The organism is Geobacillus thermoleovorans, assembly GCF_001610955.1.
GTDB lineage: Bacteria > Bacillota > Bacilli > Bacillales > Anoxybacillaceae > Geobacillus > Geobacillus thermoleovorans.
Genome location: NZ_CP014335.1, coordinates 2096223 through 2119790, shown reverse-complemented (window position 1 = coordinate 2119790; position 23568 = coordinate 2096223). Strand labels below are relative to the sequence as shown.

The 23568-nt window shown below is 56.1% G+C and carries 25 protein-coding genes; all 25 read left to right on the top strand.

Annotated elements, in window-relative coordinates:
- Positions 1–25 precede the first annotated feature (25 nt).
- On the top strand, positions 26–1504 hold the full coding sequence (gene spoIVA, locus GT3570_RS10560; protein ID WP_011231701.1) for a stage IV sporulation protein A: 1479 nt from the start codon (positions 26–28) through the stop codon (positions 1502–1504).
- A gap of 651 nt (positions 1505–2155) precedes the next feature.
- On the top strand, positions 2156–2428 hold the full coding sequence (locus tag GT3570_RS10550; RefSeq protein ID WP_008879623.1) for an HU family DNA-binding protein: 273 nt from the start codon (positions 2156–2158) through the stop codon (positions 2426–2428).
- A gap of 128 nt (positions 2429–2556) precedes the next feature.
- Complete coding sequence (folE, locus tag GT3570_RS10545; RefSeq protein ID WP_013144889.1) at positions 2557–3123, top strand: GTP cyclohydrolase I FolE; 567 nt, start codon at positions 2557–2559, stop codon at positions 3121–3123.
- Positions 3124–3135: 12 nt separating this feature from the next.
- Complete coding sequence (mtrB, locus tag GT3570_RS10540) at positions 3136–3360, top strand: trp RNA-binding attenuation protein MtrB (protein WP_011231698.1); 225 nt, start codon at positions 3136–3138, stop codon at positions 3358–3360.
- A gap of 115 nt (positions 3361–3475) precedes the next feature.
- Complete coding sequence (locus GT3570_RS10535; protein WP_062899105.1) at positions 3476–4255, top strand: heptaprenyl diphosphate synthase component 1; 780 nt, start codon at positions 3476–3478, stop codon at positions 4253–4255.
- Positions 4256–4259: 4 nt separating this feature from the next.
- Positions 4260–4964 carry a demethylmenaquinone methyltransferase gene (menG, locus tag GT3570_RS10530; RefSeq protein WP_011231696.1) on the top strand — a complete coding sequence of 235 codons (705 nt, stop codon included), beginning with the start codon at positions 4260–4262 and terminating at the stop codon, positions 4962–4964.
- Positions 4965–4979: 15 nt separating this feature from the next.
- Positions 4980–5942: a heptaprenyl diphosphate synthase component II gene (hepT, locus tag GT3570_RS10525; RefSeq protein ID WP_013144891.1), complete on the top strand. Its 963-nt coding sequence runs from the start codon at positions 4980–4982 to the stop codon at positions 5940–5942.
- A gap of 98 nt (positions 5943–6040) precedes the next feature.
- A complete protein-coding gene (ndk, locus tag GT3570_RS10520; protein ID WP_031213038.1) occupies positions 6041–6490 on the top strand; it encodes a nucleoside-diphosphate kinase in 450 nt (149 codons plus the stop codon).
- A 72-nt stretch (positions 6491–6562) separates the two neighbouring features.
- Positions 6563–7333, top strand: a complete 771-nt coding sequence (locus GT3570_RS10515; protein ID WP_011231693.1) for a CheR family methyltransferase — start codon at positions 6563–6565, stop codon at positions 7331–7333.
- Between the two features lie 99 nt (positions 7334–7432).
- Positions 7433–8599, top strand: a complete 1167-nt coding sequence (aroC, locus tag GT3570_RS10510) for a chorismate synthase (RefSeq protein ID WP_011231692.1) — start codon at positions 7433–7435, stop codon at positions 8597–8599.
- Between the two features lie 2 nt (positions 8600–8601).
- A complete protein-coding gene (gene aroB / locus GT3570_RS10505; protein WP_062898747.1) occupies positions 8602–9702 on the top strand; it encodes a 3-dehydroquinate synthase in 1101 nt (366 codons plus the stop codon).
- Positions 9699–10079 carry a chorismate mutase gene (gene aroH / locus GT3570_RS10500; RefSeq protein WP_013144896.1) on the top strand — a complete coding sequence of 127 codons (381 nt, stop codon included), beginning with the start codon at positions 9699–9701 and terminating at the stop codon, positions 10077–10079. The genes aroB and aroH overlap by 4 nt, the downstream gene beginning before the upstream one ends.
- A gap of 234 nt (positions 10080–10313) precedes the next feature.
- A complete protein-coding gene (trpE, locus tag GT3570_RS10495; RefSeq protein ID WP_013524131.1) occupies positions 10314–11840 on the top strand; it encodes an anthranilate synthase component I in 1527 nt (508 codons plus the stop codon).
- Positions 11834–12853, top strand: a complete 1020-nt coding sequence (gene trpD, locus GT3570_RS10490; protein WP_021322186.1) for an anthranilate phosphoribosyltransferase — start codon at positions 11834–11836, stop codon at positions 12851–12853. Before trpE ends, trpD begins: the two co-directional genes overlap by 7 nt.
- Complete coding sequence (trpC, locus tag GT3570_RS10485; RefSeq protein WP_014196204.1) at positions 12846–13622, top strand: indole-3-glycerol phosphate synthase TrpC; 777 nt, start codon at positions 12846–12848, stop codon at positions 13620–13622. Before trpD ends, trpC begins: the two co-directional genes overlap by 8 nt.
- Complete coding sequence (locus GT3570_RS10480) at positions 13609–14253, top strand: phosphoribosylanthranilate isomerase (RefSeq protein WP_025039233.1); 645 nt, start codon at positions 13609–13611, stop codon at positions 14251–14253. Before trpC ends, GT3570_RS10480 begins: the two co-directional genes overlap by 14 nt.
- A 365-nt stretch (positions 14254–14618) precedes the next feature.
- Positions 14619–15833 (top strand): tryptophan synthase subunit beta, encoded by a 1215-nt coding sequence (gene trpB, locus GT3570_RS10475; protein WP_014196201.1) that lies wholly within the window; start codon positions 14619–14621, stop codon positions 15831–15833.
- On the top strand, positions 15817–16623 hold the full coding sequence (trpA, locus tag GT3570_RS10470) for a tryptophan synthase subunit alpha (RefSeq protein WP_025039234.1): 807 nt from the start codon (positions 15817–15819) through the stop codon (positions 16621–16623). The genes trpB and trpA overlap by 17 nt, the downstream gene beginning before the upstream one ends.
- A 30-nt stretch (positions 16624–16653) precedes the next feature.
- Positions 16654–17751, top strand: a complete 1098-nt coding sequence (hisC, locus tag GT3570_RS10465; RefSeq protein WP_014196199.1) for a histidinol-phosphate transaminase — start codon at positions 16654–16656, stop codon at positions 17749–17751.
- A gap of 87 nt (positions 17752–17838) precedes the next feature.
- Positions 17839–18942, top strand: coding sequence for a prephenate dehydrogenase (locus GT3570_RS10460; protein WP_025039235.1), 1104 nt, complete (start codon positions 17839–17841; stop codon positions 18940–18942).
- Positions 18943–18969: 27 nt separating this feature from the next.
- On the top strand, positions 18970–20253 hold the full coding sequence (aroA, locus tag GT3570_RS10455) for a 3-phosphoshikimate 1-carboxyvinyltransferase (RefSeq protein ID WP_021322190.1): 1284 nt from the start codon (positions 18970–18972) through the stop codon (positions 20251–20253).
- 270 nt (positions 20254–20523) lie between these two features.
- A complete protein-coding gene (locus GT3570_RS10450; RefSeq protein WP_023634018.1) occupies positions 20524–21780 on the top strand; it encodes a tetratricopeptide repeat protein in 1257 nt (418 codons plus the stop codon).
- A gap of 56 nt (positions 21781–21836) precedes the next feature.
- A complete protein-coding gene (locus GT3570_RS10445) occupies positions 21837–22370 on the top strand; it encodes a ReoY family proteolytic degradation factor (RefSeq protein WP_013144907.1) in 534 nt (177 codons plus the stop codon).
- Positions 22371–22458: 88 nt separating this feature from the next.
- Positions 22459–22914, top strand: a complete 456-nt coding sequence (locus GT3570_RS10440; protein WP_011231678.1) for a YpiF family protein — start codon at positions 22459–22461, stop codon at positions 22912–22914.
- Positions 22915–23058: 144 nt separating this feature from the next.
- Positions 23059–23568, top strand: a complete 510-nt coding sequence (locus GT3570_RS10435) for a Rieske (2Fe-2S) protein (protein ID WP_011231677.1) — start codon at positions 23059–23061, stop codon at positions 23566–23568.

Sequence of the window (23568 nt, the reverse complement as noted above, 5' to 3'; positions counted from 1 at the left end):
GACCGAAGGACTGGAGGGGAGTTATTTGGAAAAGGTCGATATTTTTAAAGATATCGCCGAGCGGACCGGCGGCGACATTTATTTAGGGGTCGTCGGCGCCGTCCGCACCGGAAAATCGACGTTTATTAAACGGTTTATGGAGTTGGTCGTGATTCCGAACATTAAAAACGAAGCCGATAAAGCGCGCGCCCAAGATGAACTGCCGCAAAGCGCCGCCGGCAAGACGATCATGACGACAGAACCGAAGTTCGTGCCAAACCAGGCGGTGACGGTGAAAGTGGATGAGGGGCTTGAAGTCAACATCCGTCTTGTCGACTGCGTCGGCTACGCCGTGCCCGGCGCAAAAGGGTATGAAGACGAAAACGGGCCGCGGATGATCCACACGCCTTGGTATGAAGAGCCGATCCCGTTCCAAGAGGCGGCGGAAATCGGGACAAGAAAAGTCATCCAAGAACATTCGACGATTGGAGTCGTCATTACGACGGACGGCACGATCGGGGAAATTCCGCGCCAAGACTATGTCGAAGCGGAAGAACGGGTCATTAGCGAGCTCAAAGAAGTCGGCAAGCCGTTCATTATGATCGTCAACACCGTTCGGCCGCACCATCCGGAAACCGAGGCGCTTCGCCGCGAGCTCGCCGAAAAGTACGACATTCCGGTGCTCGCCATGAGCGTGGAAAGCATGCGCGAAGCCGACGTGTATAACGTGCTTCGTGAAGCATTATATGAATTCCCGGTGCTTGAAGTGAACGTCAACTTGCCGAGCTGGGTGATGGTGCTGCGCGAAGATCATTGGCTGCGCGAAAGCTATCAAGAAGCGGTGCGCGACACCGTCAAAGACATCAAACGGCTGCGCGACGTCGACCGGGTTGTGCAGCAGTTTGCCGAGTACGATTTCATCGAAAAAGCGGCGCTTGCCGGCATCGAAATGGGGCAAGGGATCGCCGAAATTGACTTGTATGCACCGGATGAGCTGTACGATCAAATTTTAAAAGAAATCGTCGGCGTCGAGATTCGCGGCAAAGACCATCTGCTTCAGCTCATGCAAGACTTCGCCCATGCGAAAGCGGAATATGACCAAATCGCCGACGCGCTGAAAATGGTCAAACAAACCGGCTACGGCATCGCTGCGCCCGCTTTGTCTGACATGAGTCTTGACGAACCGGAAATCATCCGCCAAGGGTCGCGCTTTGGCGTCCGTTTGAAAGCTGTGGCGCCGTCGATTCATATGATCAAAGTTGACGTCGAATCGGAGTTTGCACCGATCATTGGCACGGAAAAGCAAAGCGAAGAGCTCGTCCGCTATTTAATGCAAGACTTCGAAGACGATCCGCTGTCGATTTGGAACTCTGACATTTTCGGCCGCTCGCTCAGCTCCATCGTCCGTGAAGGCATCCAAGCAAAACTTGCGCTCATGCCGGAAAACGCCCGCTACAAGCTGAAAGAAACGCTTGAGCGCATCATCAACGAAGGCTCCGGCGGCCTCATCGCGATTATTTTATAGAAAAGCGGAGGCCGCGCGCAAGCTCCCGAGGCAAAATGTTCTCCGCCCGCAGAAGTGCTTGCACTTCGAGGGCGGAGGTTATTTTGCGGAAGGGAGCTAGCGGCCGCAGCTAGACAGAAAGAAAAGCGGAGGCCGCGCGCCAAGCTCCCGACAAGGGAGCTTTTTTTGATGCCATTTTTTCAGTTGCTAAGCGGCAAAGGGAAAAAATCGCCAAAACCCTTGAGAAATCAGGATTGGCACTTGATTATAGGCATGGCGTTATGGTAATCTTTTATCTGAAATCGTTGTTTTGGTGAAATATGCCTAAAATTGGCCGTTTTTGCGAAAAAAGATGTTGAATTTCCGCGGTCAATTGGTTAAGATTAGGCATGTCACCGCCTGTTGGCGGGAAGAAGGCGGCTTTCCTCGCCCTTGGCTTCGTTTGCGCCCGGCGAAAACAGGAGGAGCCCAAACTGTTGGGAAGGGGCTTCAGCCGGCGGCATAGGCGCATCTCCTGCGGACTGTCGCGAGGCAAACATAGAATGATTGGCTGCGCCGGCGCGGCGCGCGGGCCTTCTTGCCGCTGGAATTGGATGTCTATGTATAGAAAAGCAGAAAAGTGTGCACAAATGGTAGTAAACAAGACCAGCCCCTTGGGAGGAGGTGAATGGCATGAACAAAACGGAATTGATCAACGCGGTCGCTGAAACAAGCGGTCTTTCCAAAAAAGATGCGACAAAAGCCGTTGATGCGGTGTTTGATTCGATTACAGAAGCGCTGCGAAAAGGCGATAAAGTGCAATTAATCGGTTTTGGAAACTTTGAAGTGCGCGAGCGCGCCGCCCGGAAAGGACGCAACCCGCAAACGGGCGAAGAAATGGAAATTCCGGCAAGCAAAGTTCCTGCATTCAAACCGGGCAAAGCATTGAAAGATGCCGTCAAGTAAGCCTACATAGCAGGAGCGCAGGAGGGAAGGGCAGGTGATCCACCGGCCCTTCTTTTTTGTTTTTTTTGGCTCCCTATGCTAGAATCGGATTACATGCAGCTTTTATGATGCAGGAGGATGTTGCTTGTATGCCAGAGATCAATTTTGCGCAAATTGAATATGCGGTCCGCCTCATTCTTGAGGCGATCGGGGAAGATCCAAACCGCGAAGGGCTCGTCGATACGCCGAAGAGGGTGGCGAAAATGTACGCCGAGGTGTTCGCTGGGCTGCAGGAAGACCCAAAGCAGCACTTTCAAACCGTATTCAGCGAGGAACATGAGGAGCTTGTGCTCGTCAAAGATATTCCGTTTTATTCGATGTGCGAACACCATTTAGTGCCGTTTTTTGGCGCTGCCCACGTCGCCTATATTCCGCGGGAAGGGAAAGTGACCGGGCTGAGCAAGCTCGCTCGAGCCGTTGAGGCGGTGGCGCGCCGCCCGCAGCTGCAAGAGCGCATCACGGCAACGATCGCTGATTCGATCGTCGAGGCGCTTGAGCCGCATGGGGTGATGGTCGTCGTTGAGGCGGAGCATATGTGCATGACGATGCGCGGGGTGAAAAAACCGGGGGCCAAAACAGTGACGACAGCGGTGCGCGGCGTGTTTGAAACAGATGCCAACGCCCGCGCTGAAGTGCTTTCGTTAATCAAAGCGTAAGGAGGGAAGAGGATGTACACAAACAGCGATTTTGTCGTCATTAAAGCGCTCGAAGACGGGGTGAACGTCATCGGGCTGACGCGCGGCGCGGACACAAGATTTCACCATTCGGAAAAGCTTGACAAAGGCGAAGTGTTGATTGCTCAGTTCACGGAACATACGTCGGCGATCAAAGTGAGAGGAAAAGCGTATATTCAAACGCGCCACGGTGTGGTTGAATCGGAAGGGAAAAAGTAAACCAGCAAATTTCTAGCAAACTAGAGCGTTTTCGACAAAATTATGTTATAATTGAGTCCGTCATGGCGGTGCGGATATTTTTTGGGGGACAAGGGTGAGAAGAGTGAATGACATCATGGTGAAATTGGCGTCATTGAAGGAACAAATCGAACGGCTGCTTGACCATCCGTATTTGCGCGCGCATGTGCCGGCGCCGGCTGTTGATGAAGACCGGCTGCTGCTTTCGCTGTCGATGATGACTGATGCTCCGGCGGCGCCAAATGAGCCGGACCGGTGCATCATCGCCATGATGCTCATTCAAATCGCCCTTGACACCCATGATCAGGTGACAGACCGCGGCGGCGATTTGCGGACGCGGCAGCTTGTCGTTTTGGCCGGCGACTTGTACAGCGGGCTTTATTACGACTTGCTGGCGCGCTCGGGCGATGTTGCGCTCATCCGTTTGTTCGCCGAAGCGGTCCGCGAGATTAATGAGCAAAAAGTGCGGCTGTATGAAAAAAAGGTGGAGCGGATCGAGACGCTGTTCGCCGCGGTCGGCACGATCGAGTCGGCGTTGCTTGCGAAGCTTGCCGAGCGCATCGGGGCGCCGCAATGGGGGCGATTTTCCGGCCATTACTTGCTGTTGCGGCGCTTGCTGCTCGAGCAGGAAGCGTTCGTCCGCACGGGGTCATCCATGCTGTTTGAGCAAATGGCGCATATCGCCTTTCCATGGGCCAAAGGGCTGACGAAAGAACAAAGGCGGCATTTGCTTCGCCTTTGCGAGCGTTATATTGACCATTGCAAGGAAGCGCTGCTGGCGGCGAATTTGCCGATGAACGACCTGCTGCGGTTTCGCATGGCGGAACTTGCCGGCGGATTTCAAGCCATCGTCAAAAAGTCGGTGGAAGAAGGGTAGAACGATGCATCAATCGAAAGAAGAGCGAGTCCATCGCGTATTTGAAAAAATTTCTGCACATTATGACCGGATGAATTCTGTCATCAGCTTCCGCCGCCATTTGAAATGGCGCGAAGACGTCATGCGGAGGATGAATGTGCAAAAAGGGAAAAGGGCGCTCGACGTTTGCTGCGGAACGGCCGACTGGGCGATCGCGCTGGCTGAGGCGGTCGGGCCGGAGGGGGAAGTGTACGGCCTTGACTTCAGCGAAAACATGCTGAAAGTCGGCGAACAAAAGGTGAAGGCGCGCGGCCTCGGCAATGTCAAGCTCATTCACGGCAACGCCATGCAGCTGCCGTTTCCCGACAATTCGTTCGATTATGTGACGATCGGCTTTGGCTTGCGCAACGTTCCTGATTATATGACGGTGCTTAAGGAAATGCACCGCGTCACCAAGCCGGGCGGCATGACCGTCTGTCTGGAAACGTCGCAGCCGACGTTGTTTGGTTTCCGCCAGCTTTACTATTTTTATTTTCGGTTTATTATGCCGCTGTTTGGCAAGCTGTTGGCGAAAAGCTATGAGGAATACTCGTGGCTGCAGGAGTCGGCGCGCGAATTTCCAGGGCGGGACGAGCTGGCTGAGATGTTCCGCGAAGCCGGTTTCGTCGATGTCGAGGTCAAACCGTACACGTTCGGCGTAGCGGCCATGCATTTAGGCTATAAACGATGAGTCAAGGTGAACACCATGAAGTTAAAGGCGATGTATTCGTTTTTAAGCGATGATTTGGCGGCGGTCGAAGAGGAGCTGGAGCGGACGGTCCGATCCGAATACGGGCCGCTCGGGGAAGCGGCGCTCCATTTATTGCAAGCGGGCGGAAAGCGGATCCGTCCCGTTTTTGTCTTGCTGTCCGCCCGCTTTGGTCATTATGATTTCGAACGGATTAAACATGTAGCCGTAGCGCTCGAACTCATCCATATGGCATCGCTCGTTCACGACGATGTCATCGATGACGCCGACGTGCGGCGCGGCCGGCCGACGATCAAGGCGAGATGGAGCAACCGCTTTGCCATGTATACAGGCGATTACCTCTTCGCCCGTTCGCTTGAGCGGATGGCGGAGCTTGACAGCCCCCGCGCTCATCAAGTGCTGGCGAAAACGATCGTTGAAGTGTGCCACGGGGAAATCGAGCAAATCAAGGATAAATACCGATTTGATCAGCCGCTTCGCACGTACTTGCGGCGCATCCGCCGAAAAACGGCGCTATTGATCGCCGCCAGCTGCCAGCTTGGCGCCCTTGCCGCCGGCGCGCCGGAGGCGGTGGCCAACCAGCTGTATTGGTTCGGCCATTGCGTCGGCATGTCGTTTCAAATTACCGATGACATTCTCGATTTCACCGGCACGGAAGAGCAGCTCGGCAAGCCGGCTGGAAGCGACTTGCAGCAAGGAAACGTCACCCTCCCCGTGCTGTATGCCCTTTGTGATGAACAGGTGCGGGCAAAAATTACGGCCGTCAACGCGGACACGGATGCCGAGGAGATGGCGGCGGTGCTAGCGGCCATTAAACAGACGGACGCCATCGAACGATCGTATGCGCTAAGCGATCGCTATTTGGAAAAGGCGCTCCGCCTGCTTGGCGAGCTGCCGGCCAACGAAGCGCGCACGCTGCTTCATGATCTCGCCCTCTACATTGGGAAAAGGGATTATTAGCGCTTTCAAGGACGCTGTTGCCAACGGCGGAAAACAATGATACTATGATGGGTGGGAATCCGTTTCCCAGTACATACGACAGTAGAGGTGGAGAGCGAATGGCAGAACGGACATTCATCATGGTGAAACCGGACGGGGTTCAGCGCAATTTGATCGGCGAGATTGTCGCCCGTTTTGAAAAAAAAGGCTTCCAGCTTGTCGGCGCGAAGCTGATGCAAGTGTCGCGCGAGCTCGCCGAGCAACATTACGCTGAACATAAAGAGCGCCCATTTTTCGGCGAGCTTGTCGACTTTATCACCTCGGGGCCAGTGTTTGCAATGGTGTGGGAGGGCGAGAACGTGATCGCCGCCGCCCGGCAAATGATGGGGAAAACGAATCCGCAGGAGGCTGCCCCTGGCACGATCCGCGGCGATTTCGGCTTGACGGTCGGCAAAAACGTCATCCACGGCTCCGACTCGCTGCAAAGCGCTGAACGCGAAATCAGTTTGTTCTTTAAAGAAGAAGAGCTCGTCAGCTATTCGAAACAGATCAATGCATGGCTGTACTGATGCGAAGACCGGCCGCCATTCGGCCGGTTTTTGCCGTTTTTGTACATTGACAGGAGAGAGGAACAGGCGACGATGGACGATTATGCGCAGTTCATTGCCAAAGTGAAGCGAAAAACAGGCATTGATTTATCGCTATATAAGGAAGCCCAGATGAGGCGGCGTTTGGCGTCGTTGTACATGAAAAAAGGGCTAAAGAGCTTTGCCGAGCTGTTTGCAGCGATGGAGAAAGAGCCGGCGCTATGGCATGAATGCTTGGATCGGATGACGATCAACGTCTCAGAGTTTTACCGGAACGCCAAGCGTTGGGAGGTGCTTGAGCACACCATTTTGCCGCGGCTATTGGCGGAAAACCCGCGCCCGAACGTGTGGAGCGCTGCCTGCTCAACCGGCGAGGAGCCGTATACGCTCGCGATGGTGCTCGCAAAACGATTGCCGCTTCACCGCGTGTCGGTGTTGGCGACCGACATTGACGATAATGCGCTCGCCCGCGCGCGCCTCGGTTTGTACAGCGAACGGTCGCTTGTAGAGCTGCCCGAGGAAATGAGAAAAAAGTTTTTTACGAAAGAAGGCGAGTATTATAAAATAGACGAAAAGATTAAACAAACGGTCAAGTTTCAAAAACACAACTTGCTCGCGGATCCGTTTCCGCGCAACATGGATTTGATCGTCTGCCGCAACGTGCTCATTTATTTTACGGAAGAGGCGAAGCGGATGCTGTATCGCAAATTTCACGACGCGCTCCGGACGGGAGGCGTGCTGTTTGTCGGCAGCACCGAGCAGATTTTCAATCCCGGCCTGTACGGTTTTGAAGTCGAAGAGACGTTTTTTTACCGAAAAAAATAGCTCGCGCCGGCTTCTTTTTTTCCTGAAACTATTTTCATTTTTCGAATTTATGATATATTTTTACTTAAACGCGTTAAAGACCTGAAGGGAGAGACAAACATGCGGTATTTGACGGCAGGGGAATCGCATGGGCCGCAATTGACGGCCATTTTGGAAGGAGTGCCGGCCGGGCTTGAGCTGCGCGCCGAGCACATCAATAAAGAGCTGGCGCGCCGGCAAAAAGGATACGGACGCGGCCGCCGCATGCAGATTGAAAAAGATGAAGTGAAAATCACAGGCGGCGTTCGGCACGGGAAAACGCTCGGCTCGCCGATTGCGCTCGTTGTCGAGAATCGCGATTTTAAACATTGGCAAACGATTATGGCGGTTGAGCCGATTGATGACGAAGCGGAAGTGAAGCGGAAAGTGACGCGTCCGCGCCCAGGGCATGCCGATTTAAACGGCGCCCTGAAATATGGACATCGCGATATGCGCAACGTGCTGGAGCGCTCGTCGGCGCGTGAAACGACGGTGCGCGTGGCGGCTGGAGCGGTGGCGAAACGCATTTTGGAGGAGGTCGGCATCCGCGTCGCCGGGCATGTCATCGAAATCGGCGGCGTGCGCGCAAAGAAGCTCGATTATCGTTCGCTTGAAGAATTGCAGGCAGTGACGGAAGAATCGCCGGTGCGCTGCTTTGACCCGGAGGCGGGGCAAAAAATGATGGAAGCGATCGATTGGGCGAAGAAAAACGGTGATTCGATCGGCGGCATCGTTGAGGTGATCGTTGAAGGCGTTCCGGCCGGAGTCGGCAGCTACGTCCATTACGACCGAAAGCTTGATGCGAAAATCGCGGCCGCGATCGTCAGCATCAACGCGTTTAAAGGCGTTGAATTCGGGATCGGCTTTGAGGCGGCGCGCCGCCCGGGAAGCGAAGTGCACGATGAAATCATTTGGAGCCCAGAACAAGGCTTTTCGCGCCGGACGAACCGGGCGGGCGGCTTTGAAGGCGGGGTGACGACCGGGATGCCGATCGTCGTGCGCGGAGTGATGAAGCCGATCCCGACGCTGTACAAGCCGCTTCAAAGCGTGGATATCGAGACGAAAGAGCCGTTTGCGGCAAGCATTGAGCGATCGGACAGCTGCGCCGTGCCGGCGGCGAGCGTCGTCGCTGAGGCCGTTGTCGCCTGGGAAGTGGCGGCGGCGATCGTTGAGCAGTTTGGGCAGGATCGGATGGACTTGATTAAGGAAAATGTGGAACGCGCCCGCCGCTATGCAAAGGAGTTTTGACGATGATCGAACGGACGATTGAAACGGCGACGAAGCGCTATCCGCTTCTTCTGGGCGATGGGGCGGCCCGCGTGCTGCCAAGCTTGCTTCGGTCGCTCTCCTGTCCGCCAGGGACAAAACTTTTCATCGTTACCGACGATACTGTGGCGCCTCTTTATTTGGATGAGGTGCGGGCGTTGCTCGCCGCCGCTGAGTATGACGTGTACGCCTACGTCATTCCAAGCGGGGAGGCGGCCAAGTCATTTGATCATTATTACGCTTGCCAGACAGCGGCATTGCAGTGCGGCCTCGACCGCCGCTCGGTCATCATTGCGCTTGGCGGCGGCGTTGTCGGCGATTTGGCTGGGTTTGTCGCCGCCACCTATATGCGCGGCATCCGTTACATTCAAATGCCGACGACACTCTTGGCCCATGACAGCGCCGTCGGCGGCAAAGTCGCCATCAACCATCCGCTCGGCAAAAATATGATCGGCGCCTTCCACCAGCCGGAAGCAGTTGTGTATGACACCTCCTTTTTGCGCACGCTGCCCGAACGCGAGCTTCGGTCCGGGTTTGCCGAGGTGATCAAACATGCGCTGATCCGCGATCGCTGCTTTTACGACTGGCTGCGCGCGGAAATCAAGACGCTCGCCGACTTGCGCGGCGAGAAACTCGCCTATTGCATTGAAAAGGGCATTGACATTAAGGCGTCCGTCGTGCGTGAGGATGAAAAAGAAACCGGGGTGCGCGCCCATTTGAATTTCGGCCATACGCTCGGCCATGCGCTGGAAAGCGAGTTAGGCTACGGCGCGCTCACTCACGGGGAGGCGGTTGCGGTTGGCATGCTGTTTGCCGTCTTTGTCAGCGAACGGTTTTACGGCCGGTCGTTCGCTGAGCATCGATTGGCCGACTGGTTCGCCGGATACGGCTTCCCGGTGTCGCTGCCGACAACGGTTCAGACGCCCCGCCTGCTTGAGAAGATGAAAGGCGACAAAAAAGCGTACGCCGGAACAGTGCGGATGGTGCTTCTCTTTGAGATCGGCGACGTGGAAGTGGTGGAACTCGAAGACGACAACCTGCTCACGTGGCTGGACGAGTTTGCCAGACAGGGGGGAAAAGAATGATTCGCGGCATTCGCGGAGCGATTACAGTGGATCGAAATGACGCCGAGGAAATCGTGGCGGCAACTGAAACGTTGCTTCGTGAAATGATCCGCGCAAACGATGTCGCCGCTTCTGATGTGTCGTTTGTGCTCATTTCCGTCACCGACGACATCACCGCCGCGTTTCCGGCGCAGGCGCTGCGCCGTTTGGACGGCTGGACATATGTGCCGGTCATGTGCACGAGGGAAATTCCGGTGCCCGGTTCATTGCCGCGCTGCATTCGCGTCATGATGACGGTGGCGACTGAGAAACAGCAAGAAGAGATCTGCCACGTGTATTTAAAAGGGGCGGTCGTGCTGCGCCCGGATTTGTCGTTGACAAAAAAAACAGAAATGTAATATAGTTAAAATAACCTCTTTGCCCCCTGAGACATCGGGGGCGTTAGAAGTGGAGCGAGAGCAGAGAGCGAGCGTAGGGTAGATGAGAATGAGCGAGTTTAGCTGAGGTGAGCGTTTTTTCATTCGCCGACATCTGCCCAAAGACGGTCGTCTTTGGGCGTTTTATTTTCCCTCTCTTTTTTCGCCTCATAAACCCTCATTCTCCGCCCGCTGATCATGAAGGGAGGAGAAGTGATGTCTGCTGATGGGCTGGCCGCTTTTTTGGCGGAAGCGAACGAATTTCGAACCATCCCGATTGTGCGCAAATTTGTAGCCGATGTCATTGAGCCGCTCGGCGTGTTTGCCAATTTGCGCGAGGAAGCCGTGTTTTTGCTTGAAAGCAAGGATGACGAATCGCCGTGGGCGCGCTATTCGTTCATCGGTGTGGCGCCGTTTTTGACGCTGGAGAGCGAAACCGGCGAAACGTTTTCGGTGAAAGACGAAAACGGGAACGAACAAATCACCGCACCGACGCTGAAAGAAGCGTTTCAATGGGTCGAGCGGACGCTTGCCGTCAAGCCGCTTGCCGAGACGGTGCCGTTTACAGGCGGTGCAGTTGGGTTTTTAGGCTACGATTTCATTTCCGCCATCGAAAAAGTGCCGCGCCACAAAAACCGCGATGTGCCTATGAAGACGGCCTATTTCGTGTTTTGTGAATCGCTGTTTGCGTTTGACCAAAAAAAGCGTGAGTTGCTCGTCATTCACTATATTCGGTTGAGCGGCAACGAAACGGAGGAAGAGAAAATCGAAGCGTACCGCGCGGCCGAACGGCGCATGGCCGATCTCGCGGCGAAAGCGGCCCGCCCTCAAGCCGAGCAGCCGCTCTTGCCGGCGGAAAGCGAATCGGGGCGGACCGCCTCGTTTGCCAAAGCGGTGTCCAACTATGACAAAAAACAGTTTTTGCGCGATGTGGAGGCCGTGAAACGGTACATCGCGGCCGGCGATGTGTTTCAAGCGGTTCTGTCGCAGCGCTTCTGCGTGCCGGTTCAAGCCGGAGGCTTTGCCATTTATCGGCTGCTCCGATACATCAACCCGTCGCCGTACATGTTTTATTTCCAGCTTGACGGTGTGGAAATTGTCGGCAGTTCGCCGGAAAAACTGATTCAAGTGCACCGTCGGCGCGTTGAAATCGATCCGATTGCCGGCACACGGCGGCGCGGCCGATCGCCGGAGGAAGACGAGAGGCTGGCTGATGAGCTGTACCACGACCCGAAAGAACGGGCTGAGCATTATATGCTTGTCGATTTGGCGCGCAACGACATCGGCCGGGTCGCCAAGTACGGAACGGTCGAGGTGCCGGTGTTGCTTCAGATCGGCAAGTTTTCACACGTGATGCACTTAATTTCCAAGGTCGTCGGTGAACTGGACGACAACGTCCACCCGATCGATGCACTCCTTGCCGCCTTTCCGGCTGGAACGGTGAGCGGGGCGCCGAAAGTGCGGGCGATGCAAATTTTGCAGGAACTCGAGCCGACAGCAAGGGGGCTGTATGCCGGAGCGATTGCCTATATCGGGTTTGATGGCAACATCGATTCGTGCATCGCCATCCGGACAGCGGTCGTGAAAGACGGCTATGCCTATGTGCAAGCCGGCGCCGGCATTGTCGCCGACTCCGTTCCGGAACTGGAGTGGAAAGAGACGCGCAATAAGGCGAGCGCCTTGATGAATGCGATTGAACAAGCGGAACGACTATTTGCTAAAGGGGAGAGGGCCGTATGTTGAAGCAGCTGCTTTCGAAATGTGCGGAAGGGAAAGCGTTGACGGAAGACGAAGCGTATGCGGCGATGAATATCATCATGTCCGGCGAGGCGACGGACAGTCAAATCGCAAGTCTGTTGTCCATGCTCCGCCTGCGCGGAGAGACAGTCGATGAGCTCGTCGGATTTGTGCGGGCGATGCGCGACCGGATGACTGCCATTGAGGCTAGTGATGATGTCATCGATACGTGCGGTACGGGCGGCGATGGGGCGGCGACATTCAACGTTTCCACCGCCGCGGCGATCGTCATTTCATCGCTTGGCGTCAAAGTCGCCAAGCACGGCAACCGCGCTGTTTCGTCAAAAAGCGGCAGCGCTGATGTGCTCGAGCGGCTCGGCATCGACATTCAAACGTCGCCGTCGGCCGCCAAACAGGCGTTGGAAACGAAAGGGCTGGCGTTTTTGTTCGCCCCGCTCTATCACGCGGCGATGAAACACGCCGCCGGGCCGCGGAAGGAAATCGGTTTCCGCACCGTTTTCAACTTGATCGGCCCGCTCGCCAATCCGGCGCGCTGCAAGCGGCAAGTCGTCGGCGTCTATTCGACCTGCTACGCTGAGAAATTGGCGGAGGCGATGCGCCGCCTCGGCTCGGAACATGTGTTGTTTGTCACCGGGCGCGATGGGCTTGATGAATGCAGCATCGCTGCAGAAACGGATGTCGTGGAGTTGAAAGACGGTGCGATCCGCCGCTTTGTCATCGCACCAGAAGACGCCGGCTTGCCGCGCGGCGAGCTTGCCGATGTGCAAGTGCGCGATCCGGAAGAGAGCGCCGCGCTTCTTGAGGCGGTGATGGCGGGAACAGCGCCGGAGAGCGCCATCAATATCGTTGCGCTGAACGCCGGCGCCGCCCTGTATGCCGCCGGCAAAGCCGAAACGATTGCCGAAGGAGTGGCGATGGCGAAAGAGGCCATTTTGTCCAAAACCGCATACGAACAACTGCAACGCCTGCGGGCGAAGGAAGTGGTTCATGATGCTTGAGCAAATTTTAGCAGCCAAACGGGAAGAAGTGGAAACGTTGACGCTGCCGGCGCCATTGCCAGAGCGAAAGCGCCGGCCATTTGCGGCGGCGCTCCGTCGGCCGCGGCGGATGCTTGGCTTGATCGCTGAGGTGAAAAAAGCGTCGCCGTCAAAAGGCATCATTCGCCCGAATTTTGACCCGGTGGCCATCGCGAAAGCATATGAGCGCGCCGGTGCCGACGCGATCAGCGTGCTGACGGATGAACGGTATTTCCAAGGGCATCGCCGCTATTTGCGAGCGGTGAAAGAAGCGGTTAACGTTCCCGTGCTGCGCAAAGATTTCATCATCGATCGGCGGCAAGTCGAGGAAAGCGTCCGACTCGGGGCGGATGCGATTTTATTGATCGGCGAGGCGCTCCCGCCGGAAACACTCGAGGAGCTCTATCATGAAGCGTACAGCTTGGGGCTCGAATGTCTGGTCGAGGTGCATGCAAAAGAGACGCTCGAGCGGATTTTCGATCGGTTTACGCCGGAGATCGTCGGCATCAACAACCGCGACTTGCATACCTTTGTGACAACACTTGAGGCGACCAAAACGCTCGCTCCGCTCATCCCGCCATCGTGCGTCATCGTCAGCGAAAGCGGGATCGGTTCCTTCAATGATGTGAAGACGGTCAAATCGTACGGAGCGCAGGCCATGCTCGTCGGCGAGTCGCTCATGCGCCAAGATGATGTGGAGCGAGCGGTCTACCGGCTGTTTGGGGAGGAAGATGGGGATGATTCGAATTAAATATTGCGGCAACCGTTCGGCTGAAGACGTGCAGGCCGCTATCGCGAGCGAGGCTGATTACCTCGGCTTTATTTTCGCCGAAAGCAGGCGGAACGTCTCTCCGAGTGAAGTGCAGCAATGGCTTGAGCCCCATAAGCTTGGCGCAAAGCAGCTTGTCGGCGTCTTTGTCAACGCCCCCGTTAGGCGGATCGCCGCTGTCGCCGCCGAGCTGCCGCTTCATGTCATCCAATGCCACGGCCGTGAAACGCCGGCGGAGCTGGCGGCGGTGAAAGAGGCGGTGCCGCTTTCCGTCTGGAAGGCGATCCACCATGGCGACGGTGCGCTTGCGGCGATGAGGCAGTACGCTGGCATTGCCGATGGCTACGTCGTTGACAGCCGCGCCGCCGGCGCCTGGGGGGGGACGGGCGTCGCTTTTGATTGGGAGGCGGTGCCGCACTATTTGGAAGAGGCGGCCCGCCAAGGCGTGCCGTGCTTCATCGCCGGCGGCATCACTCCGGACAATATCGAGCGGCTGCTTGTCTACCGCCCGGATGGCATCGATATCAGCAGCGGCATTGAAACGGACGGACGCAAAGATCCAACGAAGATGAAACAAATCGAAGAAAAAATAAAGAATCACGGGTGTCGATGATCCGTTTTATGCACGAAAAAACACAGAATGATATGGCTGAACACAAGCTTTTCTGCCTTTTCCCTCGAACAAGAACGCCGGCGGGCGAATGACATTTGCCCGCAAAGCGTTCATTGTTCGAGGGGGCATGCGGCAGCATGCCCGGTCGGCAAGCGAGCCGCTTGCCGACTACGGCAGAAAAGCTCGGACTAGAGCCTTCTCGACAGACTTTTTATTGGTTCATCAACACACCTGATAAAAAAAATAACAAAACGAAGGGCCAAAAGACGGCGCTGACGCTCGGACGATGAACAAACGCAGGCTCTCTGAAGAAATGCGGCTCTTCGTCTTTCAACTTTATATGAAGGAGAAGGTGGGGTTAGATGATGGAACGCGTTCCGAATGAATACGGCCGGTTTGGCGATTTCGGCGGCAAGTTTGTCCCTGAGACGCTCATGCTTCCGCTTGAGGAAATCGAAGCGGAGCTTGACAAAGCGCTTGCCGATGAATCGTTCAAACAAGAATACATCCGCATTTTGCAGTATTACTCCGGTCGCCCGACCCCGCTCACGTTCGCGCCGAATTTGACACGGCAAGTCGGCGGCGCGAAAATTTATTTAAAGCGCGAAGATTTAAACCATACGGGCGCCCATAAAATCAACAACGCGATCGGCCAGGCGCTTTTGGCAAAACGGATGGGCAAGAAAAAGCTGATCGCTGAAACCGGAGCCGGCCAGCACGGCGTCGCCGCGGCGACGGTGGCCGCCCATTTTGGCATGGATTGCATCGTTTTTATGGGCGAAGAAGACATCAAGCGGCAGGAGCTGAACGTGTTTCGCATGAAACTGTTGGGCGCCGAAGTCGTGCCGGTGTCAAGCGGCAACCGAACGTTGAAAGATGCGACGAACGAAGCGATTCGCTATTGGGTCGCCCACTGCGACGACCATTTTTACATGATCGGCTCGGTCGTCGGTCCGCATCCGTACCCGAAAATGGTGCGCGAGTTTCAGCGCGTGATTGGCGATGAAGCGAAAGAACAGTTTCTCGCCCGTGAAGGGAAGCTGCCGGATGTCATCGTTGCCTGCGTCGGCGGCGGCAGCAACGCCATCGGCATGTTTTACCCGTTTTTGCAAGATGACGTCCGCCTCGTCGGCGTCGAGGCGGCCGGCAAAGGGATCGACACTCCGCACCATGCGGCGACAATCACAAAAGGGACGAAAGGGGTCATACACGGGGCGATGACCTACCTGTTGCAAGACGAGTACGGACAAATTCTCGAACCGTATTCGATCTCAGCCGGCCTTGATTACCCCGGCGTCGGCCCGGAACATGCGTATTTGGCGAGCATTGGCCGCGTCCGCTACGAAAGCGCGACCGATGACGAGGCCGTCGCTGCGTTTCAATTGTTGGCGCAAACGGAAGGCATCATTCCGGCCATCGAGTCGGCCCATGCGGTGGCGAAAGCCGTCGAGCTCGCCCGCGAGATGCCGCCGGATGAAACGGTGCTCATTTGCCTGTCCGGCCGCGGAGATAAAGATGTGCAAACGATGATGCGCCATCTTGGTGCGAGGGAAGGTGAAGACATTGCCACTGTCCGTTAATCCGCCGCTATTTATCCCGTTTATCGTTGCCGGTGATCCGGCTCCCGATGTGACGATCGATCTCGCCTTGGCGCTTGAGGAGGCCGGCGCTGACATATTAGAGCTTGGCGTGCCGTACTCCGACCCGCTCGCTGACGGACCGACGATTCAACGCGCCGCCGCAAGGGCGCTTGACGGGGGCATGACGCTGCCGAAAGCCATTCAGCTTATTGGCGAGATGCGAAAAAAAGGGGTAAACATTCCGATTATTCTCTTTACGTATTACAATCCTGTGTTACAATTAGGAGAAGAATCCTTTTTTGCTTTAGCGCAGGAAAATGGCGCCGACGGCGTGCTCATTCCCGATTTGCCGTTTGAGGAAAGCGGTCCGCTCCGCGAACTTGGCGAACGGTTTGGTCTCCCGCTCATTTCGCTTGTTGCGCCGACGTCGAAGCAGCGGATCGAGCGGATCGCTTCGGCGGCGCAAGGGTTTTTGTATTGCGTCTCCTCGCTAGGCGTTACAGGCGTGCGTGAGACGCTGCCGGAGACGCTCGGCGATTTCCTCCGCGAAGTGAAGCGGCATAGCCGCGTCCCGGTCGCCGTCGGCTTTGGCATTTCGGCGCCGGAGCAAGTCGCGATGTTGAAAGAGGTGTGCGACGGCGTTGTCGTCGGCAGCGCACTCGTGCAAAAAGTCGAGCAGCTGGCTCCGAGGTTGCAGGCGCCGGACGAAAGGGAAGCGGCCGTCGCCGAGTTTTCTGCCTACGCCCGTTCGCTTGCCGCGCCGCTTCGGGAGCCGTGTTCTTCGCGCTAAAAGTTCCGATTGAAGGAGTTGGCGACAATCATGCAAGTAAAGGAATCGCTCCGGGGTCTTTCTCCGTACCAGCCGGGAAAATCGATCGAAGAAGTCAAGCGGGAATATGGCTTGCCTGAGATTATCAAACTTGCTTCTAACGAGAATCCGTACGGTTCGTCGCCAGCGGCAAAAGCGGCCATCGCCGCTGAGCTTGACCGCCTCGCCGTCTATCCGGACGGCTACGCCCGCACGTTGCGCGAAAAGGTGGCGAAGCATCTTGGCGTCAAGGAAACACAGCTTCTGTTTGGCAACGGTTCGGATGAGGTGGTGCAAATTTTTTGCCGCGCCTTTTTAGAGCCGGGGGCGAATACAGTGATGGCGGCGCCGACATTCCCGCAATACCGGCACAATGCCATCATCGAGCGGGCCGAGGTGCGCGAAGTGCCGCTTGTTGATGGGCGTCATGATTTGGAGGCGATGCTTGCGGCGATCGATGAAAACACGCGCATCGTCTGGATTTGCAATCCGAACAACCCGACGGGCACGTATGTGAATGACACCGAGCTGCGCGCCTTTTTGGATCGCGTGCCGCCGCACGTGCTCGTCGTCGTGGACGAAGCGTACTACGAATATGCGACGGCGCCCGACTACCCGCAAACGGTGCCGCTTTTAAACGAGTACGAGCAGCTTGTCGTCATGCGCACGTTCTCGAAAGCATACGGGCTCGCTGCGCTCCGCGTCGGCTACGGCGTGGCGAGTGAGACGCTCATCCGCGCCGTCGAGCCGGCGCGCGAGCCGTTTAACACGTCGACCATCGCCCAAGCGGCCGCGGCGGCCGCACTTGACGATCAAGCGTTCATCCGCGCCTGCGTCGAACGAAATCGCGCTGAGCTTGAGCGGTATTATCGCTTTTGCGAGGAGAACGGCCTGAAGTATTACCCATCGCAGACAAACTTTTTGTTCATTGATTTCGGGTTGGATGGCGACGAAGTGTTCCGCTATTTGCTGGAGCGCGGCGTCATTGTCCGCTCTGGCCAAGCGCTTGGGCTGCCGACCGGCGTGCGTGTGACTGTTGGCACGAAAGAGCAAAACGACCGGATGTTGGAACTCGTTTCGCAACTGCTTCGGGAAAAACAGCTCGCCTGACCGTTCAGCGGCGGGATGGATAGAAAAGATCGGCCCGTTGCTTTTCGAAAGCAGCGGGCGCACGTTTACATAAAGTAGGTGGGACGATTGGAAGGAAAAGTGTTCATTGTCGGCCTCGGCTTGATCGGCGGATCGATTGCATTGGCGATTAAAAAAGCGCATCCGGAGGCGATGATCATCGGCTACGACGTCAATGAGCGGCAGCTCGGCTTGGCGCGCTCGCTCAAGGTGATCGACGAAGCCGCCCGTTCGCCCGAAGACGGATACGGACAGGCGGATTTGATCGTTCTGGCCGTTCCGGTCATGCAGACGGAGGCGCTGCTTTCGTCGATGCCGCTCGAGCGGTTGAAACGCGGCGTTATCGTTACCGATGTCGGCAGCACGAAGCAGCGCATCGTCCAAGGCGCCCGCCGCCTGTTGGATCATGGCGTAGCGTTCATCGGCGGCCATCCGATGGCCGGGTCGCATAAAAGCGGTGTGGCGGCGGCAAGGGCTCATCTGTTTGAAAACGCCTTTTACATTTTGACGCCGACGGACGATGTGCCGCCGCAGCAAGTCGAGGCGTTGAAACAGTGGCTTGCGGGAACGAAAGCGCAGTTTGTCATCTTAACGCCGGAAGAGCATGACCGCATCACTGGCGTAATCAGCCATTTTCCGCATTTGATTGCGGCGAGCCTCGTTCATCAGGCGCGCGAATACGAGTGCGAAAACGCCCTCGTCAGCCGGCTGGCGGCCGGCGGCTTCCGCGACATCACCCGCATCGCGTCGAGCAATCCGGAAATGTGGCGCGATATTTTTATCCATAACAAGCATGAACTGCTTGCGCTCTTTGACCGCTGGATCGCCGAAATGGAGCGGCTGCGTTCGTTTGTCGAAGAAGAAAACAGCATCGCTATTTACCATTACTTTTTGGAGGCGAAACAGTTTCGCGACGGGCTGCCGTCGAGAACGAAAGGAGCGATTCCGTCGTTTTACGATTTGTATGTCGACGTGCCGGATTATCCGGGCGTCATCTCCGAAGTGACCGGCTATTTGGCCGAAGAAAACATCAGCATCACGAACATCCGCATCATTGAGACGCGCGAAGAAATTTACGGCGTGCTCCGCCTCAGCTTCCAAAGCGAAGACGATCGGGCGCGGGCGAAAGCGTGCCTCGCCAAACATACGAACTATGCCACCTATGAAGGGTAGCAAGGAAAAACAATGGAGGGATTTTGCATGCAGTTGCCAACCAACGTGTCGTCGCTCCGAGGAATGATCGAAGTCCCTGGCGACAAATCGATTTCCCATCGCGCCGTCATGCTCGGGGCGCTTGCTTCTGGACGGACGGTGATTGACCATTTTTTGCCTGGGGCGGACTGTTTAAGCACGATCGACTGTTTCCGGAAACTCGGCGTTGACATTCGCCAGGACGGGACGACAGTCGTTGTCGAAGGAGCCGGCCCCGGCGGGCTGCGCGAGCCGGCTGCGGTGCTTGATGTCGGCAACTCGGGAACGACGGCGCGCCTGTTGCTCGGCATTTTGGCCGGCCAGCCGTTTCACGCCTGCCTTGTCGGCGATGAATCGATCGCCAAGCGACCGATGGGGCGGGTGACGAAACCGCTTCGCGAAATGGGAGCGCGTATTGACGGGCGTGAGGGCGGCAATTATACGCCGCTTTCCATCCGCGGCGGCGCGCTTCGCCCGCTTCGCTACACTTCGCCGGTGGCGAGCGCGCAAGTAAAATCGGCCATTTTGCTCGCCGGCTTATTCGCTGACGGCGTGACGTCTGTTGCTGAGCCGCACCGCTCGCGCGATCATACCGAGCGGATGGTTCGGTTGTTTGGCGGTGAAGTGAATGTGGATGGCTTGACCGTCTCGGTGGCCGGTCCGCAACGCTTGCGCGGGACGCACATTTACGTTCCCGGCGATATTTCGTCAGCCGCCTTTTTCCTTGTCGCCGGCGCCATTGTGCCGAACAGCGAAATTACGCTGAAAAACGTCGGCTTAAATCCAACGCGGACCGGCATCATCGATGTGCTTACACAAATGGGGGCGGATATTGCGATTGACAACGTCCGCCACGAGGAAACCGAGCCGGTCGGTGATATTACGGTCCGCACGTCGACGCTTCGGGCGGTTGAAATCGGCGGGGATCTGATTCCAAGATTGATCGACGAAATTCCGATCATTGCCTTGCTCGCGACGCAGGCGGAAGGAACGACCGTCATCAAAGACGCGAGCGAACTGAAGGTGAAAGAGACGAATCGGATCCATACGGTCGTCACCGAGTTGAAAAAACTCGGCGCTGACATCGAAGCAACCGACGACGGCATGATGATCCGCGGCAAAACGCCGCTTTATGCCGACGGGATTGTTGTCGACAGCCATGGCGACCACCGCATCGGCATGATGCTCGCCGTTGCTGCCTGCATCGCCAAAGGGACGGTCCGCCTCGAGCGTTCGGAAGCGGTCGCCGTTTCCTATCCGGCGTTTTTTGCCGACCTCCGTTCGCTGCTGTAAAAGGCCTCCCGCCCCAAGCGGGCGGGCGGTCATATTTTGCGTTGTTCGTTCATATATTGTCAGTGAGAGGAAGGGCTCCGTATTTTTTGAAAGCGGATACATTTCCTGTTTCTGGATGAAAAAACGACGCACCTTCCAGACGGCGAGCGGTTTGGTTGCGGAAACGGCCATGATCGATTATCATCATTCATGTTCCCATTGTAACAGTACATAACGATTTGAATGGCAAAGGCGGATGGCCGCCTGCCGCAAGAGAGGGCTGACGAAACGATGACACGCGTCGAACAAATCATTCGCTTAGTGGAAAACGGAAACGTCGACCAAGCGTTGGCGCTCGTGCCGAAAGTGAAAAAATATGGAAGTGATGAAGAAAAATACGCGCTTGCCGACTGCTTGTACGGATGGGGAATGCCGGAAGAGGCGAAGGAGCTGCTTGAGGAGCTGGCTGCCCGCTATCCGGATGACGGCGACATTCGCCTGTTTTTGGCGGAAGTGTATACGGAGCTTGAAGCCGAAGAGGAAGCGCTCGCCATTTTGTCGGAGATCGACGAAGACGATCCGCAGTTTGTCCGCGCGTGCCTTCTTGCCGCCGATTTGTACGAAATGCAAGGGCTGGCGGAAGTGAGCGAGCGGAAGCTGCGTCAAGCGTACGAGAAAGCTCCAGATGAGCCGATCGTGCAGTTTGCGTTGGCTGAGTTGTATTTTTCGCACGGGGAATACTCAAAAAGCGTGCCGCTTTATGAACAGGTGCGGAAGACGAATAAGGAGATGGCCGGCGTCTTGATCACTGAGCGGATCGCTGAGGCGCTCAGCCGTTCCGGGGAATTCGAGGCGGCGCTTCCGTATTATGAGGAGGCGCTCAATGAAAAAATGGACAGTCGGACGCTGTTCGCCTACGGATTCACCGCGTTGCAGGCCGGCTATACACAAACGGCCATCGATAAGCTCAGCGCTTTAAAAGAGCTCGATCCGGACTACACTCCGCTTTACCTTTATTTGGCGAAAGCGTATGAACAAGAAGGACGGCTCGTGCAAAGCTATGAGACGGCGCTTGAGGGCATCGGCGTCGACGAATGGAACAAAGAGCTCCGTCTTTACGCAGGCAAGCTGGCGCTCAAGCTGAACAAGCCGGAGGAGGCAGAGGAACATTTGAAAAAAGCGCTTGAGATCGATGGCGGGTACATCGAGGCGCTCACGGTTTTATCGGCGCTTTGGCTAAACGAACAGCGCTATGAGGATGTCGTGGCGCTTCTTGAGCAGGCGATGGCCGATGGCGAGTACGATCCGCAGTTTGAATGGGACCTTGGGCGCGCCAAACATCGGCTTGAGATGTACGACGATGCATTAAATCATTACAGCGAGGCATATAATTTCTTTAAGCACAATGTCGAGTTCCTCGAAGAGTACGGATATTTTCTCATCGAGGAAGGAAATCGGGCGGCGGCGAAAGAAATATTTCAACAGATCGTCCGTCTCGACCCAACCCATACGGAGGCGGCGGAGATGCTGCTTGAGCTCGAAGAGTAGGGGAGAAGCGGTGGCCCAACCTCTTTCTTGGAAACCGATCGAGGGGGAAGCGCACAATGACGCACGTATCCGTCAATGAGAAAAAAGAGTTTATCCGTTGGTTTTTAAGCCACTATCAGTTGAAGCGGCGCGAGTGTGTCTGGATTTTAAACTATTTGATGAGCCATGACCAGCTCATGCAAAAGGTGCATTTTGTCGAGAATGCCCAATATTGCCCGCGCGGCATCATTATGTCGACTCACTGCGTCGACGATGTGCCGTTCCGTTTTTACAAAGGCAATGTGATGACAACCGATGCAGAGAAATCGTTCCATGACATCCGTTTAAACCGCGACGAAGATATTTACATTCAACTGAATTTCCGCGCTTCTTTTCACTCGCCACAATATGTCGCTGTGCTTGAGGAAAACCCGTATGCGCCGAAGCAGGCGCAAGTGAGCGAAAACGACCAGCGCCTCGCCGAGCAGTTTTTGGAACGCTCCATTTACGAATTCCGGCGCGGGCGGCTCATGAAGCTGATCGATGAGGCGCTTGACCGCCATGATGAAGAGGCGTTCCGCCGCCTGACCGATGAATTAAACAAATTGTAAAAACCTTGCCGCCGGCAAGGTTTTTCTTTTGCCGAAAAATATGGTATGGTGATGAAGGGAAGAAACTTTGAGGAAAAGGAGAGTACGAATGAAGTGGACAGGTGAGGACGTCGCCCTCTATGAACGAGAGCGCGACTACATCGACACGGCGCTCCTTCCGCTTTTGCCGGTGGCTTTCGGCCAAGGAGCGAAGCGGCTCGCTTCCGGCGGGGAGCTTGTCGGGCTCATCGCGGCCGAGGTCGAGCGGCAGCTGAAGGGCCGGTTGTTTTTGATGCCGTCGTTTGTGTATTTTGCCGATGAGCCGCGGGCGCTGCTTACCGAAAGGCTGGCGGATTGGACCAACCGGCTTAAGCGGGAAGGAATGAAGCATCTGTTTTATGTGACGTGCGACCGTGCGTGGCAAGAGGGCGAAGAAGCTGACCGCGTTTGGTTCGTTCCGGTTGTTCCGCTCGAGAGCATGGGTGAATCGTACAAGCACGAGCTTGTCAGAGAGCAGGCCGCCGAGTTGCTCCGCTTTCTCATCGGTCGATGGGCGCAAGAGTAGACGCGGCAAAGTCCGACGTTTTGCCGCCTGCGATATTGACCTTGTCCAGCAATTGAGCTATCATTAGAATGTCCTAGTTTTCCATATGTGTTATACATACAATCGTCCGGTGCGGACTTGATTTTGCATAGAGGGGGGAAGACGATGAGCGACAACAAACATCGTGTAACGAGACGTCAGTTTTTAAACTACACGCTGACCGGCGTCGGCGGTTTTATGGCGGCAGGAATGCTGATGCCGATGCTCCGTTTTGCTTTCGATCCGATCTTGAAGGATGAAGCAGGGACGGAGATGGTCGCGGTAGCAGACGTCAAAGAGATTACGACCGAACCGAAGCGCTTCGACTTTAAAGTGAAGGTGAAAGACGCTTGGTACGAGTCGGAAGAGCCAAAATCAGCATGGGTGTATAAAACGGACAAAGGGGAGATCATCGCCCTGTCGCCGATCTGCAAACACCTTGGCTGTACGGTCGACTGGAACACGGACAAAGAGCATCCGAACCAGTTTTTCTGCCCATGCCACTATGGGCGCTATGAGAAGGACGGCACGAACGTTCCGGGGACGCCGCCGCAAGCTCCGCTTGACCGTTACGAGTACAAAGTGAAAGACGGCAAGCTGTATTTAGGCAAGGCGAAACCAAGAAAGGAGGCGTAA

What these genes read in the sequence shown, in the direction of transcription:
- GT3570_RS10550 (WP_008879623.1), top strand. Translation starts at nt 2,156, where the DNA reads ATGAACAAAACGGAATTGATCAACGCGGTCGCTGAAACAAGCGGTCTT.
- folE (WP_013144889.1), top strand. Translation starts at nt 2,557, where the DNA reads ATGCCAGAGATCAATTTTGCGCAAATTGAATATGCGGTCCGCCTCATT.
- mtrB (WP_011231698.1), top strand. Translation starts at nt 3,136, where the DNA reads ATGTACACAAACAGCGATTTTGTCGTCATTAAAGCGCTCGAAGACGGG.
- GT3570_RS10535 (WP_062899105.1), top strand. Translation starts at nt 3,476, where the DNA reads ATGGTGAAATTGGCGTCATTGAAGGAACAAATCGAACGGCTGCTTGAC.
- menG (WP_011231696.1), top strand. Translation starts at nt 4,260, where the DNA reads ATGCATCAATCGAAAGAAGAGCGAGTCCATCGCGTATTTGAAAAAATT.
- hepT (WP_013144891.1), top strand. Translation starts at nt 4,980, where the DNA reads ATGAAGTTAAAGGCGATGTATTCGTTTTTAAGCGATGATTTGGCGGCG.
- ndk (WP_031213038.1), top strand. Translation starts at nt 6,041, where the DNA reads ATGGCAGAACGGACATTCATCATGGTGAAACCGGACGGGGTTCAGCGC.
- GT3570_RS10515 (WP_011231693.1), top strand. Translation starts at nt 6,563, where the DNA reads ATGGACGATTATGCGCAGTTCATTGCCAAAGTGAAGCGAAAAACAGGC.
- aroC (WP_011231692.1), top strand. Translation starts at nt 7,433, where the DNA reads ATGCGGTATTTGACGGCAGGGGAATCGCATGGGCCGCAATTGACGGCC.
- aroB (WP_062898747.1), top strand. Translation starts at nt 8,602, where the DNA reads ATGATCGAACGGACGATTGAAACGGCGACGAAGCGCTATCCGCTTCTT.
- aroH (WP_013144896.1), top strand. Translation starts at nt 9,699, where the DNA reads ATGATTCGCGGCATTCGCGGAGCGATTACAGTGGATCGAAATGACGCC.
- trpE (WP_013524131.1), top strand. Translation starts at nt 10,314, where the DNA reads ATGTCTGCTGATGGGCTGGCCGCTTTTTTGGCGGAAGCGAACGAATTT.
- trpD (WP_021322186.1), top strand. Translation starts at nt 11,834, where the DNA reads ATGTTGAAGCAGCTGCTTTCGAAATGTGCGGAAGGGAAAGCGTTGACG.
- trpC (WP_014196204.1), top strand. Translation starts at nt 12,846, where the DNA reads ATGCTTGAGCAAATTTTAGCAGCCAAACGGGAAGAAGTGGAAACGTTG.
- GT3570_RS10480 (WP_025039233.1), top strand. Translation starts at nt 13,609, where the DNA reads ATGATTCGAATTAAATATTGCGGCAACCGTTCGGCTGAAGACGTGCAG.
- trpB (WP_014196201.1), top strand. Translation starts at nt 14,619, where the DNA reads ATGGAACGCGTTCCGAATGAATACGGCCGGTTTGGCGATTTCGGCGGC.
- hisC (WP_014196199.1), top strand. Translation starts at nt 16,654, where the DNA reads ATGCAAGTAAAGGAATCGCTCCGGGGTCTTTCTCCGTACCAGCCGGGA.
- aroA (WP_021322190.1), top strand. Translation starts at nt 18,970, where the DNA reads ATGCAGTTGCCAACCAACGTGTCGTCGCTCCGAGGAATGATCGAAGTC.
- GT3570_RS10450 (WP_023634018.1), top strand. Translation starts at nt 20,524, where the DNA reads ATGACACGCGTCGAACAAATCATTCGCTTAGTGGAAAACGGAAACGTC.
- GT3570_RS10445 (WP_013144907.1), top strand. Translation starts at nt 21,837, where the DNA reads ATGACGCACGTATCCGTCAATGAGAAAAAAGAGTTTATCCGTTGGTTT.
- GT3570_RS10440 (WP_011231678.1), top strand. Translation starts at nt 22,459, where the DNA reads ATGAAGTGGACAGGTGAGGACGTCGCCCTCTATGAACGAGAGCGCGAC.
- GT3570_RS10435 (WP_011231677.1), top strand. Translation starts at nt 23,059, where the DNA reads ATGAGCGACAACAAACATCGTGTAACGAGACGTCAGTTTTTAAACTAC.